Raw genomic sequence first — 16,023 nt, 5'->3', positions numbered from 1 at the left:
GGGCCTTCGTGAAGCCGTTGAACACCGGCGAACCCACCGGCGTGGGGCGCTACCGGGTGTTCGCCACGCTCGGCGAAGGCGGGATGGGCCGGGTGCTGCTCGGGATCTCCTCCGACGGCCGCCTGGTCGCGATCAAGCAGGTCCACCCGGGCTTCGCGCACGATCCCGGCTTCCGCGAGCGGTTCCGGCGCGAGGTCGACACTTCGCGCTTGGTGTCCGGCGCGTACACCGCTCCGGTCATGGACGCCGATCCGAACGCGCCGACCCCGTGGCTGGCCTCGGTGTTCGTCCCGGGACCGTCGCTGTCCGAGGCCGTCGCCGCCGGCGGGCCGCTGCCGCCGATCGCGGTCCGGCATCTCGCCGCGGGGCTCGCGCTGGCGCTGGGCGATATCCACCGCGCCGGGCTGATCCACCGGGACCTGAAGCCGAGCAACGTCATCCTGACCGGTGACGGCCCCCGGGTGATCGACTTCGGGATCGCCCGCGCCGTCGAAGGCGACTCCGAACTCACGCACACCGGGGCGGTCATCGGCTCGCCCGGGTTCATGTCGCCGGAGCAGGCCGAGGGCAAGCCGCTGACCCCGGCGAGCGACATGTTCTCCTTCGGCGCGCTCCTGGTGATGGCCGCGACCGGGTCGAACCCGTTCACCGGAACGTCCACACCGCACACCCTCTACAACGTCGTGCACGTCCAGCCCGATCTGCGTCCACTGGCGCCGGAACTCCGGCAGATCGCCGAGCCGTGTCTGGCGAAGAACCCGGCGGACCGGCCGCCCCCGGCCTGGGTGCTGGAGCGCCTTGGCCCGATCCCGCCGATGACCAGTCCCTGGCCGCCGGTCGTGCGGCACCTCATCGACAAGCAGCAGGCCGAGGTCGGGCGGCTGCTCAACCCGCCGAAACGGTCCCGCCGCGGCCTCTACGCGGGGATCGCCGCGGCCGCCGTCGTGCTGCTGGCCGGTGGCACGATCACGGCCGTCTCCCTGAGCAAGGACGATCCGCCTCCCGCCGTCGCGGCGCCGAGCGCGTCCCCGCCGCCGGACGAACCGATCGCCACCCCGGTCAACCCGGATCCGCTCGGCCCCGACAACCTGCGCAAGGTGGACCTGTGCAAGGTGCTCGAAGGCCGCGACGTGCCCGGCTTCGGCAAGCTGAGCACGAAGAACGGTACCCAGTTCGATTGGTGCACGTATTCCTCGTCCGCGGGCAAGTGGCTGGACCTGCGGATCGCCGGCGACCTCTTCCAAGCCGAAGCGGGCGGCGAACTGGAGGGGCTTCCTTTGGCCGTCAAGGGGGCAGGCGGCTCGTGTGAGGTGGCGGTCCCCGTCACCGGGCTGTTGCACACCACTCTCACCGCCCACGTGGGCTCCTTGTCCACAAAGGACGAGGCTTGCTCGGTGGTCAAGGCGGCCCTCGCCGACGCGGTCAAGCGGATCCGGGCCGGCGGTCACGATCGCGCGCTTCCGGCAGGCACGCTGGCGCCGCTGGACCCGTGCGCGCTGGTCGGCCCCGCGACCGTGGACCGGCTCATCGGCCCGGTGGTGGAGACGATCCGCGAGCATCTGCACGAATGCCGGTACGACGCGACGGGCAGTGTCCGGTTGAGCTTCGGGCGGGGAGCCCCGCCGACGGAGGCGACGTACTCGTCTTACGCGGCCACCGCCACCCTGGATCTCGGCGGTACCAAGGTGTATCTGGCGAGGTCGGACGATGGCCCCGCTCGCTCCACCTGCTCGCTGATCTGGCTGCATCTGCCGGTCAGTGACCAGGTCGGGGAGAACGTCGAGCTGACCGTCGGCACCAGCGGCGCGGAGAAGAACGCCGAACTGGCCTGCGAGAAGGCGAAGAACTTCGCCGGGGCGCTGCTGCCGAGACTCCCGCGCTCGTGAGTGGTGATGACGGTCAGAAGCAAGGTTGTTTCAGGTACCTGCCGGGGGTGTTCGTTGGCGGCTGTCCGTGAAGGCCTCCTTGAGGGACTCAGGGTCCCTCAAGGAGGCCTTCACGGACGGCTCGTCAGAACCGTCACCACTCACGACCGACCCGACCAAGGACGAACAGCTCAGTGAAACCGTTGAATCCCGGCGAACCCCGGCAGATCGGCCCGTACCGGATCATCGCCGAGCTCGGCGAGGGCGGCATGGGCCGCGTCGTGCTGGGCCTCGCGCCGGACGGCAGGCTCGTCGCGGTCAAGCAGCTGCACGCCCAATTCGCGCACGATCCCCGCTTCCGTGAACGGTTCCGGCGCGAGGTCGCCACCTCCCGCCTGGTGTCCGGTGCCTACACCGCCGCGGTCATGGACGCCGACGCGGAAGCGGAAACCCCGTGGCTCGCCTCGGTCTTCGTCACCGGGCCGTCGCTGAAGGAAGCGGTGGACGCCGCCGGGCCGCTGCCCGCCGGATCGGTGCGCCTGCTGGCGTCCGGGCTCGCCGCCGCGCTGACCGAGATCCACCGTGCCGGGTTGATCCACCGGGATCTCAAGCCCAGCAACATCATCCTCACCAGTGACGGGCCCAGGGTGATCGACTTCGGCATCGCGCGGGTGGCCGAGGAGGCACAGGACCTCACCGGGACGGGCGCGATCATCGGGTCGCCCGCGTTCATGTCCCCGGAACAGGCGGGAAGCGGGCAGGTCACCGGCGCGAGCGACGTGTTCTCCCTCGGCGCGATCCTGGTGATGGCGGCGACCGGCCGCGGTCCGTTCACCGGCCCGACCGCACCCCAAACGCTGTATAACGTCGTGCACGCGACCCCGGATCTCACCGGGGTCCCGGACGAGATCCGGCGGCTCGCCGAACCGTGCCTCGCCAAGGATCCGGCGCGTCGCCCGACCCCGGACCAGATCCTGGAGTACCTCGGGCCGGTGCCGCCCATCGCGGCTCCCTGGCCGCCGTCCGTGCACGCCCGGATCCAGCAGCAGGACGCCGAAGTGCGCTCGGTGCTGGCGCTGCCGTTGCCGATCTGGCGGCCGCCACCGAAGAAGATGGCCCCGCGGACCAAGAAGATCCTGTTCGGCGCGCTCGCCGCGGTCGTCCTGCTCATGGTCAGCGGGATCGTCGCACTCGGTCTCAGCGTCGCCGAATACGCCAAACCCGAGGAACCGGGCGTGACCTCGCTGTCGGTGTCCGAGGCCTTGAGCCCGGAACGTCTGCGCCTGGTGGACCCGTGCAAGGTCCTCGCCGGCCGGTTCGTGCAGGAGTTCGGCACCCTGACACCGGACACGTATTCGTTCTATCCCGCCCGCTGCAAGTACGCCGGCCTCAACGGCGCGACCTTCGAGCTCCGGCTCGGCGAAGGCATGAGCACCAGCGGTGCCGAGCGGACGAACCGGACCGCCGACGGGCTTCCGTTGCTGCGCAGCACGATCAGCGGCGGCTGCGATTCGGTCATCCAGCTTCCGGCCGAGCGGCGGCTCGGTGTCTTCATCTCACATCCGGAAAAGGACGGCGACCCCTGCAAGGCCGCCGACGACATGCTGACCGCCGTTGTCACCCGGCTGCGCACGCACGAGGTCGACCGCGCGAGCGACCCGCCGAGCCTGCTGCCGTTCGACCCGTGCGCCGTCCCCGACACGGCCGTCGTCGCCAAGAACCTGCCGAACGCCCAAGTCGCTCCGCAGACGTTGCGTATCTGCGAGTGGCAGGGCGGTGGCGAGAGACTGACCGTCGAGCTGAGTCGGGGAGCCTACGCGCCCGAGGGCTCCCCGATCGACCTCGGCAACGGCGTCACCGGTGACATCCGGGAGTTCGGGGGCACGAACTGCACCGTGACCTGGCAGCACCGCCCACTGCCGGAGCGTGAGGCCGAACACGTCGCCGTCCGGCTGAGCGCCAAGGAGGGGAGCGGAAGCCCCTGCGACCGGACGAAGGAGATCGCCGCCTCGATCGTGCCGAAGCTCCCGAAGCCCTGAACCCGCCTGCTCGCCCGCGGTTCGATCGAGAAAGGGGATCCCCTGTGCGGGCCCGGAAACGGGGTCCGCTAAGCTGTCTCCAGTACGAACAACAGCACACGCGCGTTTAGCTCAGCGGGAGAGCGCTTCCCTGACACGGAAGAGGTCACTGGTTCAATCCCAGTATCGCGCACCAGGTTCGCTTCCCCAGCGGACCGGAGTTCGTACCACGGGCGATTAGCTCAGGGGGAGAGCGCTTCGTTCACACCGAAGAGGTCACTGGTTCGATCCCAGTATCGCCCACCATCGCTTCTGGTCTCGTGAGTGTTAATGACGGTTCTAACCGTCATTAACACTCACGACCCAAGACCAGACCGCGGCCAGCAAGAACAGTCCGGCGGCGACGCCCGCGGATACCTGAAGCCCCGTAGTGCAGGCGGTTCGTGCCGCGCCGAGCAGTTCGTCGGCCAACTGCGCCGGGAGACCCGATGCGGCCGTCTCCGCCTGTGCGGGTCCTGACAAAGCGAGTCGCCGCACCGGTTCCGGGACAGCGGCCGGCACCGCCAGCCGCCCCGCGTACACGGCGGCCGCCAGGGAACCGAACACCGTCGTGCCGAAACCCGCGCCCAGTTCGTAGCCCGTCTTCTCCACCGCCGCGGCGCCTCCGGCCTGGTCCGCCGACGTCGCCGAAAGCAGCGTGTCGGTGCTCGAAGTGAGGGCGAGCGCCATCCCCAGCCCCAATCCCGTCAGCCCGCAGCCGAGCAGTACGGGCGACGTCAGCGCGGCCTGCCCCGCCGCCGGGACCAGCAACGCCACCACCGTCACGGCGAATCCGGCCGTGCGGACCCGGGCGTTGCCGAACCGTCCCAGCAACGACGGGGTCACCACGCTGCCGACGGCCGACGCGCCGAGCACCAGGAGCAGCCGCGCCGCCGCCGCGGTGGGGGAGAGGCCGAGCACCACCTGCAGATACTGCGCGAACAGCAGGCCGAGCCCGACCAGTGTGCTCATCACCAGCAGCACCCCGCCGACCGCGGCCCGGACGCCCGGCAGGCGAAACAACGTCAGGTCCAGCAAGGGCGGATCGGTCCGGCGCTGACGGCGCAGGAACAGTCCGATGAGGACACATCCGGCCGTGGCGGAGGCGATCGCCGTCACCCAGGAACCCGGTTGCCCGACGGCGAACGCGATGCCGAGGACCCCGCCCGCCGCGAGCCCCGCGCTGAGCGCGTCCCACGGCCGCCGTCCCGGTGGATTCCGGGGCAGCCACCGCAACGCCAGCACCACCGCCGCCAGGATCACCGGCGGGTTCAGGAGGAAAGTGGCGCGCCAGCCCCAGGTCTCGACCAGCACGCCGCCGAGGATCGGCCCGAACACCGAGCCGGTGCCCGCGATACCGCTGCACACCGCGATCGCCGTCCGGCGCCGCCGCTGCTCCGGGAAGAGCTCCCGGAGCAGCGACATCGTCACCGGCATGATCATCGCCCCGCCCGCCCCGAGCATCGCGCGGAAGGCGAGCAGCACCGGGACGTTCGGCGCGAACGCGCAGCCGAACGACGCGATCCCGAACACGACGTATCCCGTGACCAGCACCCGCCGCCGTCCGTACCGGTCGCCGAGGGTGCCGAACGGCAGGAGCAGGGGTGCGGCGGTCAGCGGGTAGATCGCCACGATCCACACCTGTGCCGCCGCACCCGGCCGTAACTGGCGGACGAGGTCGGGCAGCGCGACGTGCAGCACCGTCGCGTCCACCGCCACCAGGAAGAGCCCGGCGCCGAGCACCGCCAGCAGCGGCCAGGCGCGGACCGCCGGCTCGGCCCGGGCCGTGGTCACAGGAGGCCCGCCAGATGCCTCGCCACGACGTCGACATGGGGCGGGTCGACCACCGACAGGTGATGGGCCTCGACCGGGACGATCTCCAGTCCCGGGCACAACCCGGCCCAGCCCGCCGCGAGATCCGTGCGGGAGTAGCGCGGCTCCATCGCGAGCCCGGCGGCGTACTGCTCGATCGCCCGGTAGAGCACGACGCGGCCGTCGTAGCGGCGTGGCGTCCCGCGTTCGGCCGCCAGCGTGTCCAAAAAGGACTGACGCTGGTGCCGGAGCACCCCGGGACTGAGCAGCCCCGCTTCGGCGACCCGGCGCATGGTCAGGTCGATCTGCTCCTCCTCGGGCAGCGGCGCGAGTTCCTCGTGGCCGAGCTGGACTTCCCGGCCATAGGTCCCTTCGACGTACCCGGTGAACCGCAGGAACCGCCGGGCGGACGACGCCCGCGGATCGAGGTCCGGCTCCGGGAGCGGGAGCATGGTGTCGATCAGCGCGACGAACTCGACCTCCTCACCTTCTTCGGCGAGCCGCGCGGCGACGCCGTAGGCCAGCGCCCCGCCGAACGACCAGCCGGCCAGCCGGTACGGCCGGCCGCGACCCTGGGCCCGCACCAACGGCAGCAGATGCTCGACGCGGTCTTCGATGCTGATGCCGGGAACGCGCTCGAACCCGACGCATGGCACCGCGGCGGGCAGCCGATCGAGCAGCGGCCGGTAGACGGTGCAGGTGCTGCCGCCGGGATGGAACAGCAGCAGCGGCGCGACCCCGGCCTCACCTGGCGCGAGGACGTGCACCGGTCCCTTTTCCTCTCGCGTGTCGAGGACGGCGCGGGCGACGTCTGCGATGGCCGCGAGCGAGTCGTGCCGGCGGAGTTCGGCGGCGTCGACAGGAGTGTCGAGTTCCGCGCTGAGTCCTTCGGCGATCAGCTCGGCCAGCCGGTCCGGCCCGCCGGTCTCGGTCAGCCGGACGTGCGTCCCGGCGGCGTCGGCCCCGGTGTGCTCCTGCCACAGCCGCAGCACCAGGCGGTCCGCCGCGTCCCAGGCCCGGCCACGGGCCGGCCGCGGATCCTCGTCTTCGCGTGGCGCGAGATCCCGGCTGAGGTCGGCGAGGGTGGCGCCCCGGAGCACGCCCGCCGCGTCGGGCTCGGTGCCGAACTCGCGGCGGACGGCCTCCCGGATCCGGTTCGCCATCAGGGAATCGAGGCCGAGTTCGACGAGCGGGACGTCGACGTCGATCCGGTCGGGCCGCAGCCCCATCACGGCGGCGACGATCTCGGTCAGCCGGTCGCCGCCGCTCGGTACGGGTTCGGCCTCGGGTTTCCGCGCCGCGAACGACGGCGGTTCCTCGACGGCGGTGTACCAGTGCCGTTCGTGCCGCCATGGCATCGGCGGGACGTCGGCCAGCCGGGCGCCGTCGTCCGGATCGGCGGGGGTGATCCGTGTTCCCGCGCAATAGAGTTCGGCCGCGGCGGCGCCCAGCGCGCGGACCTCGTCCTGGCCCCGGCGCAGCGTCCCGGTGACGACGGCGTCGTGGATTCCCTCGGCTTCGAGTGTCCGCGCCACCGAACCCCGCAGGATCGGATGGGGTGAGACCTCGAGGAAGAGGCGATGCCCGTCCGCGGCCGCGGCCGCCACGGCCTGCCGGAACCGCACCGGACGGCGCAGGTGCGCGGCCCAGTATCCGGCGTCGAAGTCCGGCAGCTCGCGGGGATCGGTCAGCACCGTGTCGTACCAGGGGACCGTCGGGCGGCGGCCGCCCAGTTCGACGAGCGCCTCCCGGAGGGCGGGCAGGACGGGGTCGACCCGGACGGAGTGCCCGGCGACCTCGACCGGCAGGCGGCGCGCGGTCAGCCCGGCGGCCTCCAGCTCCGCGACGAGCAGGTCGAGGACGGTGGCGTCCCCGGCGACGGTCAGCTGGCCCGGCGCGGATTCGACGGCGAGTTCGATGTCCGGGTACAGCTCGAGTTCCTCCGGCGCCAGTTCCACCGCCGCCATCGCGCCGCCCGGGCCGATGGTGCCCAGCAGCCGGGCACGCGTCGCGACCAGGTGGACGGCTTCGTCAGCGGTGAGCACACCGCTCACCACCGCGGCGGCCGCCGAACCCAGCGAATGCCCGATGACCGCGGACGGCCGGACGCCGAGTGCCTCCCACTGCGCGGCCAGCGCGACCTGTGTCCCGAAGATGGCCGCCTGGGTTTCGGGCAGGGACAAGGGATCCGCGGTGGTGAGCAGGGAACGCAGCGACCGGCCGGTGTGTTCGGTGAACAGGTCGTGGAGTTTGTCGACCTGCGCGGCGAACGCGGGCTCGGCGGCCAGCAGCCCGCGGCCCATCCCCGGCCACTGGGAGCCGTGGCCGGAGAACACGAACACCGGTCCGCCGGTGGACAGGGTGGTGCCGGTGACCGCGCCCGCCGGGAGCGGATCCGCTCCGGTTCCGACGGCGCGCAGCAGGACCGCCAGTTCCGCGGTGTCCCCGGCGACGACGGCGGCGCGGTGCGGCCCGCCGTTGTCGCGCCGGAACAGGGTGTGGGTGACGTCGGCGAGGGACTGCGACGGCGTGGCCGCGGATTCCAGCCAGTTCGCCAGTTGAGTCGCCCGTTCGGTGAGCCGGTCGCGGGTCCGCGCGGACAGCAGCCCGATCCGGACGTCCGCGCGTTCCGGGGCCGGTTCCAGATCCGGTGCCTGTTCGAGCACGACGTGCGCGTTGGTCCCGCCGAACCCGAACGCGGACACCCCCGCCGTGGCCCGGCCGGACCGGCGTGGCCAAGGCGTCGGTTCGGTCACCACCTTCAGGCGGAGCTCGTCGAACGGGATATGCGGGTTGGGCGCGGTGAAGTGCAGCTGGGGCGGCAGTTCGTCATGGGTCATGGCGAGTACGACCTTGATCAGCCCGGCGATCCCGGCTGCCGCCTCCGCGTGCGCGATGTTCGTCTTCACCGAACCGATCAGCAGGGGAGCGTCGGGCCGCCGGTCCTTGCCGAGCACGGCGCCGAGCGAGCGGGCCTCGATCGGGTCGCCGAGCAGGGTGCCGGTGCCGTGCGCCTCGACGTAGTCCACAGTGGACGGATCGAGGCGGGCGCCGTGGTAGGCAGTGCGCAACATGTCCTGCTGGGCGACGGGGTTCGGCGCGGCGAGGCCCTGCGACCGGCCGTCGGAGTTGACCGCGGTGGAGCGGATCACCGCCAGCACCCGGTCGCCGTCGTATTCGGCGTCCGCCAGCCGTTTGAGCACGACGACGCCGCAGCCTTCGGCACGCGCGATGCCGTCGGCGTCCGCGGCGAACGTCTTGCAGCGGCCGTCGCCGGCGAGCAGGCCCGCCGCGGCGAACGCGGCCGTGGGCCCGGGCAGCAGCATGAGGTTCACCCCGGCGGCCAGGGCCAGATCCGCTTCGCCGTCGCGCAGCGCGCGCACGGCGTGGTGCACCGCGACCAGCGACGACGAGCAGGCGGTGTCCACCGCCATGCTCGGCCCGCGCAGATCGTAGATGTAGGACAGCCGGTTGGCCGAGATGCTCCCGGCGGCGCCGGTGGCGGTCCACAGATCCACGTCACCGCCGGACATCGTGAGATGCCCGTAGTCGTGGGTCGAGATGCCGGTGAACACGCCGGTCCGGCTGCCGCGCAGCGAGACCGGGGCGATCCCGGCGTGTTCCAGCGCCGCCCAGGTGACCTCCAGGAGCATCCGCTGCTGCGGGTCCATTGTGGACGCTTCGCGCGGGGTGATGCCGAAGTGGTCGGCGTCGAAACCGGCGACGTCGTCGAGGAAGCCGCCGACCACCGGTGCGGCGTCGGCGGTCCACCGGCCCGGCGGCGCGGTCCGGACGGCGTCCCGTCCGCTCCGCAGCAGCTCCCAGAACGCGTCCAGGCCGTCCGCCCCCGGCCACCGGCAGCCGAGGCCGACGACGGCGATCGGATCGGTCCGGCGGCGATCGGTACCGGTCGCCTCCGGCTCCGGTTCGGCACCGCCGGTGAGGGACCGGGCGAGGTGGTCGATGGTCGGGCTCTCCCACAGCAGCGTGGCCGGAAGCGGGACGCCGAGCAGGTCTTCGAGATCCGCGGCGATGCCGACGGCCTGGCGGGAGGACAGGCCGTAGTCGCTGAGCGGACGGTCGGGTTCGAGGCGGGCGGAGTCCACGCCGGTGTGCTCGGCGACGGTGTCGAGCAGCCAGCGGCGCAGTGCGGGGGTGTCGAACGACGGGTTTCTCATCGCACCAGTGCCTTTCCGTAGTCTCCGGCGAGGTAGTGGTCGCGGCAGGCGCTTCGCGCGATCTTGCCGCTGGAGGTCCGCGGGACCAGGCCCGCCGGAACGAGGACGACGTCGCGCAGGGAGAGGCCGTGCGCGTCGGATACGAGCCGCCGGATCGACGCGGCGAGGGCGCGTTCGTCCTCCGTGGTCAGTGCGCTGTGGCCGCGGTGCTCGGCGACGATGACGGCGGCTTCGGTGTCGGTCCCCTCGACGGCGAAAGCGGCGACGCTGCCCGGACGGATGTCGTGGTCGGCCGAAGCCGCCGTCGCTTCGACGTCCTGCGGGTAGTGGTTGCGGCCGTCGACGATCAGCAGGTCCTTGATCCGTCCGGCGATGTAGATCTCGCCGTCGTGGCGGACGCCGAGATCCCCGGTGCGCAGCCAAGGCCCTTCCGGGAGTCCACTGTGGTCACCGGTCAGCCGGGCGCCGAAGGTTTCTGTGCTTTCCAAGGGTTTCTGCCAGTAGCCGGTGCCGACGTTGGGCCCGTGGACCCAGATCTCGCCGACCGAGCCGTCTGCCAGCGCGACCCCGGTCTCCGGGTCGACCAGCGCCACGTGCTGGCCGACGGGGACACCGCAGGCGACCAGCTTGAGGCCCTCGTCCGACGGCGTCGCGACGCCCGCTCCGAGGGCGGCACGGTCGAAGGTGGTGACCCGAGGGGGAACGCCGGGACCGGTGGTGACGAAGACGGTCGCCTCGGCCAGCCCGTACGCCGGGCGCGTCTTCTCCGGCCGGTAGCCGGAATCGGCGAAGGCGGCGTGGAACCGGTCGAGTACGTCGGGGTTGATCGGCTCGGCGCCGTTGACGATCGCCGCCACACGGTCCAGCCGGAGCCGGGGGCGGTCCTCTTCGCGGACCCGGCTCGCGGAGTAGTGGAACGCGAAGTTCGGCGCGGCGCTCCAGCTTCCGTTGTGGTCGCTCAGCAACTCCAGCCAGCGCACCGGCCGTTCGATGAAGGCCAGCGGATCCATCAGCACCGACCGCATGCCCATCGCCAGCGGCGTGATCAGGCCGAGGACGAGACCCATGTCGTGGAAGAGCGGCAGCCACGACACCGTGGTCCCGGCCGCCGGGTCGATGCCGAGACCCTGCACCGCCTGGCGGACGTTGGCCAGCACGTTGGCGTGGGTCAGCACCACACCGGCCGGGCTGCGGGTCGAACCGGAGGTGTACTGCAGGTACGCCACGTCGTCGGGCGCCGCGTCCGGGGCGGGCCACGCGCGGGCCGGTCCTTTGGCGGGCTGGTCGGTCGCGACGACGGCGACGCGCTCGCCGCCGGGAAGGCCGGCCAGGAACTCCCGGACCGAGTCCTCGGCCGCGGCCGTGGTGACGACGGCGGTGGGCGAGCAGTCGGTGAGCACGGCGGCGAGCCGTCCGGCGTGGCCGGGCAGTCCGGGGTCGAACAGCGGGACGGCGATCGCGCCAGCGGTGATCGCGCCGAGGAAACCGACGACGTAGTCGGCGCTCTGCGGGCACAGCACGGCCACCCGGTCGCCGGGCCGGACGGGGAGCGCGGCGGCGACGGCGTCGACCCGCTCGCGGAGTCGCCGCCAGCTCAGGGTCCGCCGCAGACCGGCGCGGTCGACCGCGAAATCGGCGAAGGTCACCGCGGGCCGGTCGCCCGCGACGTCCGCCCAATGCCGAAGGCAGGCGGTGAGGGTGGGGCCGGCCGTGGCGGGCAGGGTTTCGGGGGCCAGGGACATGGCGTCTCCTCGGGGTTCGGCGGGGTACAGCGGGGGTTCAGCGGCCGAGCGGTCCGGCGGCGTGCTGCCACGCGGCGACGGCGAGTGCGTCGAGATCGAGGCCGGTGGTTCCGGCGTCACGGAGCACGACCAGTACGTCGTCGGCGGCGATGGCGACGGTGCGCAGGCGTAGTCCGGGCAGCTCGGGGGGCTGGCCGGGCAACGTCAGGAGTTGTCGGTAGGAAAGGGTTTTCGCGCCGGGTACGGCGGGTGCGGGCTGGACGGTGACGGTCGACACCGCGGTACCCGCCGCATCGTCGACCGTCACCTGGGAGCACCGCCCGGCCTGAGCGGACCACGCCGCCAGGTCGGGCGGGTTCGTCGTGCGCGCGACGAGTTCGGAGACCTGCCCGCCGGGTACCGCGGACTGGAAGCCCTGCCCGGTGACGCCGGCCGTCGCGCCGAGGACCCGCCCGTGGACGACGTCCTCACAACCGGCGACGTCGATCCGGCTCTCCTTGCGGCGCGCGGTGTCCGAGGTGGACAGTGCGGTGCCGAGGTCGAAACCGTCGCGCGCGGACGTGTGCGGGACGGCTTCCGGCGGGAGCAGGGCCGCGGGCGGAACGGCCGGAGTAGCCGGGGTGGCCGGTGCCGCGGCGGCGGGTGAAGTGGCCTGAATCGATTCTCCGGACGCGCCGGAAATGGTCACCACCGCGGCGGCGGAAGCGACGAGCGCGACTGTGCGGCCCCGCCACTTCGTCGGCGGAAATCGAGAGGTACGGCGAATTCGGGCAGCCATGAATAGCCCTTTCGGAAGGGTGCTGAGGACGGTCGCGGTCCCTTCGGTGGGACACCGGCGCCGGGGTCGCGTCAGCGGACGCCGGACCTGGGCGGCACGACGAAGGCTACGGCGGGAAATCGAATACCGGAAGGTATCAAGAGAACGTAAATGTCCTTCGTGTACACGCTGTGACCTGCGACTTCCGGACTTTTGCCTGGTATGCGAGCCAGTCTGGTACCACCGTGCCACAGTCGCTCACGGTCCGTGAGCGACGGGTCACCCGGATGGGGGAGGTGGAAGCATTTCTTGTTTCCCTGGCATTCACATTGTCCTCCCGGATTGTGGGCAGGACAATTGCCTGGAGAGGCGCCTTCCGCTTAACGTGTCGGCACCTCCGGATTTCTTTTGCGGGTAATCGCCGTCACATTTTCGGATTCGATCGATCGACCGGGACAAAGGATTACGTATGCGCACTACTTCGAAGCGGCTGCGCGCCGTCGCGCTCCTGACGGCCGTGGCGTGCGCGCTGCCGGGCGTCGCCACCGCTCCGGCGCGGGCCGAGAGCGGTGTCCCGGACGCCCGCGCGGACGACGGCTCGCACGTCGTCGCCCAGTCCACTGTGGACGGCGACCCACGGATGCTGGACCTCACCGTGCGCTCGGTCGGCGTCGGGAGCTACGCCATGGTGCGGCTGATCCTGCCCTCGGGCTGGGACGCCGAACCGGGCCGGAAGTGGCCGGCGGTGTACCTGCTCGCCGGGGAGACGCGGCTGCAGGACTACCGCGGCTGGACCGCCAACACCGACATCCGGAAGCTCGCCGACGACTCCGGCGCGCTGGTGGTGATGCCGGGCTCCGGGTCGGCGGGATTCTTTTCCGACTGGTGGAATCACGGCAAGGACGTGGTGCTCAACCAGTGGGAGACGTTCACCGCGGTCGAGATCCCGCAGCTGATCGACCGCGCCTATCGCGGGGACGGGCGGCGGGTCGCGGCGGGCCTCTCGCTCGGCGGATACGGTGCGGTGGAACTCGCCGCGCGGCGGCCGGGGGGGTTCCGGTTCGCCGGGTCGTTCAGCGGCAACCTCAATCCCACCGGCCCGTACGGCGAGCTGCTGACCAGCGCGATCGTCGCCTCGGCCCGGCAGGATCCCGAGGCGCTCTGGGGCGACCGGCGGCGCGAGGCGTCCCGCTGGGACGCGCACGATCCGCTGGTGAACGCCGACCGCCTGCGCGGCACCGAGCTGTACCTGTCGACGGGCAACGGCCTGCCGGGTCCGTTCGACGGGAAGCTCCCGGTCGACGTCCTGCCCGGCGCGATGCTGCTCGAATTCCTGTGCTCCACCCAGACCACCGCGATGGCGGACCGGCTGAATCGCCTCGGGGTCCCCGTCATGACGGACTTCTACGGGCCGGGCACCCATCACTGGGCGTACTGGCAGGACCAGCTGCACAAGACCTGGCCGCGGATGCTGCGGGCGCTGTCCGCGCCGGTAAAGGCGGGGGAGGCGTCGTGACCCGTCCGTCCTTTGTGGTCACCGGGGCGTCGAGCGGGATCGGCCGGGCGTGTGTCGCCGAGCTGGTCCGCCGGGGTGCCCACGTCTGGGCGGGCGTGCGCACCGACGCGGACGAAACGGATCTCGCCCGCACGTACGGCGAGGCGGTCACCGTGCTGCGGATGGATCTCCGTGACGCGGCGTCGATCGCGGCGTGCGGGGAGAAGGTCGCGGCGGCGGGACCGTTGCGGGGCCTGGTGAACAACGCCGGGATGGCCCGCCCCGGACCGCTGGAGCATGTCCCGCTCGACGATTTCCGGCACCAGCTGGAGGTCAACGTCACCGGTCAGCTCGCCGTCACACAGGCGATGTTGCCCGCGCTGCGCGCCGCGTCCGGCGCCAGGGTGGTGACGGTCGGGTCGATGGGCGGGCGGATCGCCGGGCCGATGGTCGGCCCGTACCACACCTCGAAGTTCGCCTTGGTCGGCTTGACCGACAGCCTGCGCGCCGAACTCGCCCCGTCCGGGATCGGCGTGATCCTCGTCGAACCCGGCGCGGTCGCCACCGCGATCTGGTCACGCGCCCGCGCCGCGGCCGAGGAGGTGCGCGCCGCACTGCCGGAAGCGGCGCGGGAAAGGTATGCGGTGCAACTGGATGAGGCCGAACGCAGCGCGGAACGGTCGGCGCGGGCCGGGGTGCCGCCCGAGCGGGCCGCGCGAGTCGTCGTCCACGCGCTGACCGCCCGCCGCCCCGCGCCGCGGTACCTGGTCGGCCGGGACGCGCGGATCGCGGCGGTACTGGCGAACCTGCCGTTCCGGCTCCGCTACCGGCTGACGGCGGCGAAGCGGTGACCCGGCTGGTCGTGATCGTCGCCCCCGGTTCGCGGGGCGACGTCCAGCCCTGTATCGCTTTGGGGCACGGTCTCGCCGCCGAAGGCGACCGCGTTCGGGTGCTGGCGTCGGAACGCTTCCGGGCGCTGGCGACCGGATACGGCCTGGACTTCGCGCCGCTTTCGGTCGATCCCGGTGAGATCCTCGGCTCGGACGGCGGACGCGAATGGACCGAGGGCGGGCGCAATCCCGCGACGTTCCTGCGCGGATTGCGAGGCGCTCTGGCGCCGGTGCTGGAGCGCCTCCTGGACGATGTCCACAAAGGAGCGGACGGGGCCGACCTCGTGCTCGCCCCTACTTTGGGGTTCCTCGGTGCGCACCTGGGTGCTTCGCTCGGCGTCCCCAACGTTGAACTGCACTACCAGCCCAGCGTGCCGACCCGGGCGTTCGCGCATCCGCTGCTGCCCTGGGCGGCCGGCCTCGGGCCGTGCGGACGGCGGCTGAGCCATCACGCCGTCGATGTCGTCGCCTGGCAGCTGTTGCGGCCCGAGGTGGACCGCTGGCGCAGCCGTTCGCTCGGCCTGCCCCCGGCCGGATGGCGCGGACCCCGGCGCACGGAAACCCCGGTACTGTGCGGATTTTCCGACGCCGTCGTGCCCAGGCCGGAGGACTGGCCGTCGCGGGTCCACGTCACCGGATACTGGTTCCTGGAAACCCCCGCCGGATGGCGGCCGGACCCGCGCCTGCGGGACTTCCTCGCCTCGGGACCGCCCCCGGTGTACGTCGGCTTCGGCAGCATGCGGCCGTCCGAGGCGGAGCGGACCTTCGCCGCCGTCCGCACGGCGCTGCGCCGGGTGGGACTGCGCGGCCTGCTCGGGACCGACACCGGGTTCGACGACGACGAGGATCTGCTGACGGTCCAGGATGTTCCGCACGGGTGGCTCTTCCCGCGCACCGTGGCGGTGGTGCATCACGGAGGCGCGGGCACGACCGCGGCGGCGTTGCGCGCGGGCGTCCCGGCGCTGGTCTGCCCGGTGTTCTCCGACCAGCCCTACTGGGGCGACCGGGTGGCCCGCCTCGGTGCCGGGCCCCGTCCGTTGCCGCTACGGGAGATCACCGCGGACGCCCTGACCGCGCGGTTGCTCGAACTCTCCGGGAATCTGCTGTTCCGCCGCGGGGCACAGTATGTCGCGGCGCGGCTGCGGGAGGAGGACGGGGTGGCGCGGGCGTGTGAGGTGTTGCGGAAAGTGCGTTGACGCGCCTCGCGCTCGGCTACTCACTGGAACG

General features: G+C 72.2%; 9 protein-coding genes and 2 tRNA genes. 7 read left to right on the top strand and 4 right to left on the bottom strand.

The features are described 5' to 3' along the window. The first annotated feature begins 8 nt into the window (after window positions 1-8). The 4 genes from SD37_RS23850 to SD37_RS23835 all read left to right on the top strand — a co-directional run bounded on the left by SD37_RS23850 (window position 9) and on the right by SD37_RS23835 (window position 4,189). Window positions 9-1,886 (top strand): serine/threonine-protein kinase, encoded by a 1,878-nt coding sequence (locus SD37_RS23850; RefSeq protein ID WP_044854820.1) that lies wholly within the window; start codon window positions 9-11, stop codon window positions 1,884-1,886. Between the two features lie 173 nt (window positions 1,887-2,059). Then, window positions 2,060-3,904: a serine/threonine-protein kinase gene (locus SD37_RS23845; RefSeq protein WP_044854821.1), complete on the top strand. Its 1,845-nt coding sequence runs from the start codon at window positions 2,060-2,062 to the stop codon at window positions 3,902-3,904. Window positions 3,905-4,004: 100 nt separating this feature from the next. Then, window positions 4,005-4,079 (top strand) — tRNA-Val (locus SD37_RS23840). Between the two features lie 35 nt (window positions 4,080-4,114). After that, window positions 4,115-4,189: transfer RNA gene (locus SD37_RS23835), tRNA-Val, on the top strand. 33 nt (window positions 4,190-4,222) lie between these two features. On the opposite strand, the gene SD37_RS23830 is transcribed toward SD37_RS23835, so the two are convergent. From SD37_RS23830 to SD37_RS23815, 4 genes are read right to left on the bottom strand one after another with little or no spacing between them, the layout of a single operon-like run. Next, a complete protein-coding gene (locus SD37_RS23830) occupies window positions 4,223-5,716 on the bottom strand; it encodes an MFS transporter (protein WP_044854822.1) in 1,494 nt (497 codons plus the stop codon). Further along, window positions 5,713-9,912 (bottom strand): type I polyketide synthase, encoded by a 4,200-nt coding sequence (locus SD37_RS23825; protein ID WP_044854823.1) that lies wholly within the window; start codon window positions 9,910-9,912, stop codon window positions 5,713-5,715. The genes SD37_RS23830 and SD37_RS23825 overlap by 4 nt, the downstream gene beginning before the upstream one ends. Beyond that, window positions 9,909-11,654, bottom strand: coding sequence for a fatty acyl-AMP ligase (locus tag SD37_RS23820; protein WP_065912949.1), 1,746 nt, complete (start codon window positions 11,652-11,654; stop codon window positions 9,909-9,911). Before SD37_RS23820 ends, SD37_RS23825 begins: the two co-directional genes overlap by 4 nt. A gap of 37 nt (window positions 11,655-11,691) precedes the next feature. Next, window positions 11,692-12,432, bottom strand: a complete 741-nt coding sequence (locus SD37_RS23815) for a hypothetical protein (RefSeq protein ID WP_044854825.1) — start codon at window positions 12,430-12,432, stop codon at window positions 11,692-11,694. Between the two features lie 448 nt (window positions 12,433-12,880). Here SD37_RS23815 and SD37_RS23810 point away from each other — a divergent pair, with 448 nt between their 5' ends. The 3 genes from SD37_RS23810 to SD37_RS23800 are packed head-to-tail and all read left to right on the top strand — an operon-like array spanning window position 12,881 to window position 15,992. Continuing rightward, the gene (locus SD37_RS23810) at window positions 12,881-13,927 is read left to right on the top strand and encodes an alpha/beta hydrolase (RefSeq protein ID WP_065912948.1); all 1,047 of its coding nucleotides are present in this window, start codon (window positions 12,881-12,883) and stop codon (window positions 13,925-13,927) included. After that, entirely contained in the window at window positions 13,924-14,757 is an 834-nt protein-coding gene (locus SD37_RS23805) for an SDR family NAD(P)-dependent oxidoreductase (RefSeq protein WP_044854827.1), read from the top strand. Before SD37_RS23810 ends, SD37_RS23805 begins: the two co-directional genes overlap by 4 nt. Beyond that, the gene (locus SD37_RS23800) at window positions 14,754-15,992 is read left to right on the top strand and encodes a glycosyltransferase (protein ID WP_044854828.1); all 1,239 of its coding nucleotides are present in this window, start codon (window positions 14,754-14,756) and stop codon (window positions 15,990-15,992) included. The genes SD37_RS23805 and SD37_RS23800 overlap by 4 nt, the downstream gene beginning before the upstream one ends. The last annotated feature ends 31 nt before the right edge of the window (window positions 15,993-16,023 follow it).

This window comes from Amycolatopsis orientalis, assembly GCF_000943515.2.
GTDB lineage: Bacteria > Actinomycetota > Actinomycetes > Mycobacteriales > Pseudonocardiaceae > Amycolatopsis > Amycolatopsis orientalis.
The sequence above is the reverse complement of the archived record's forward strand: the minus strand, read 5'-3'. Positions and strand labels throughout refer to the sequence as shown.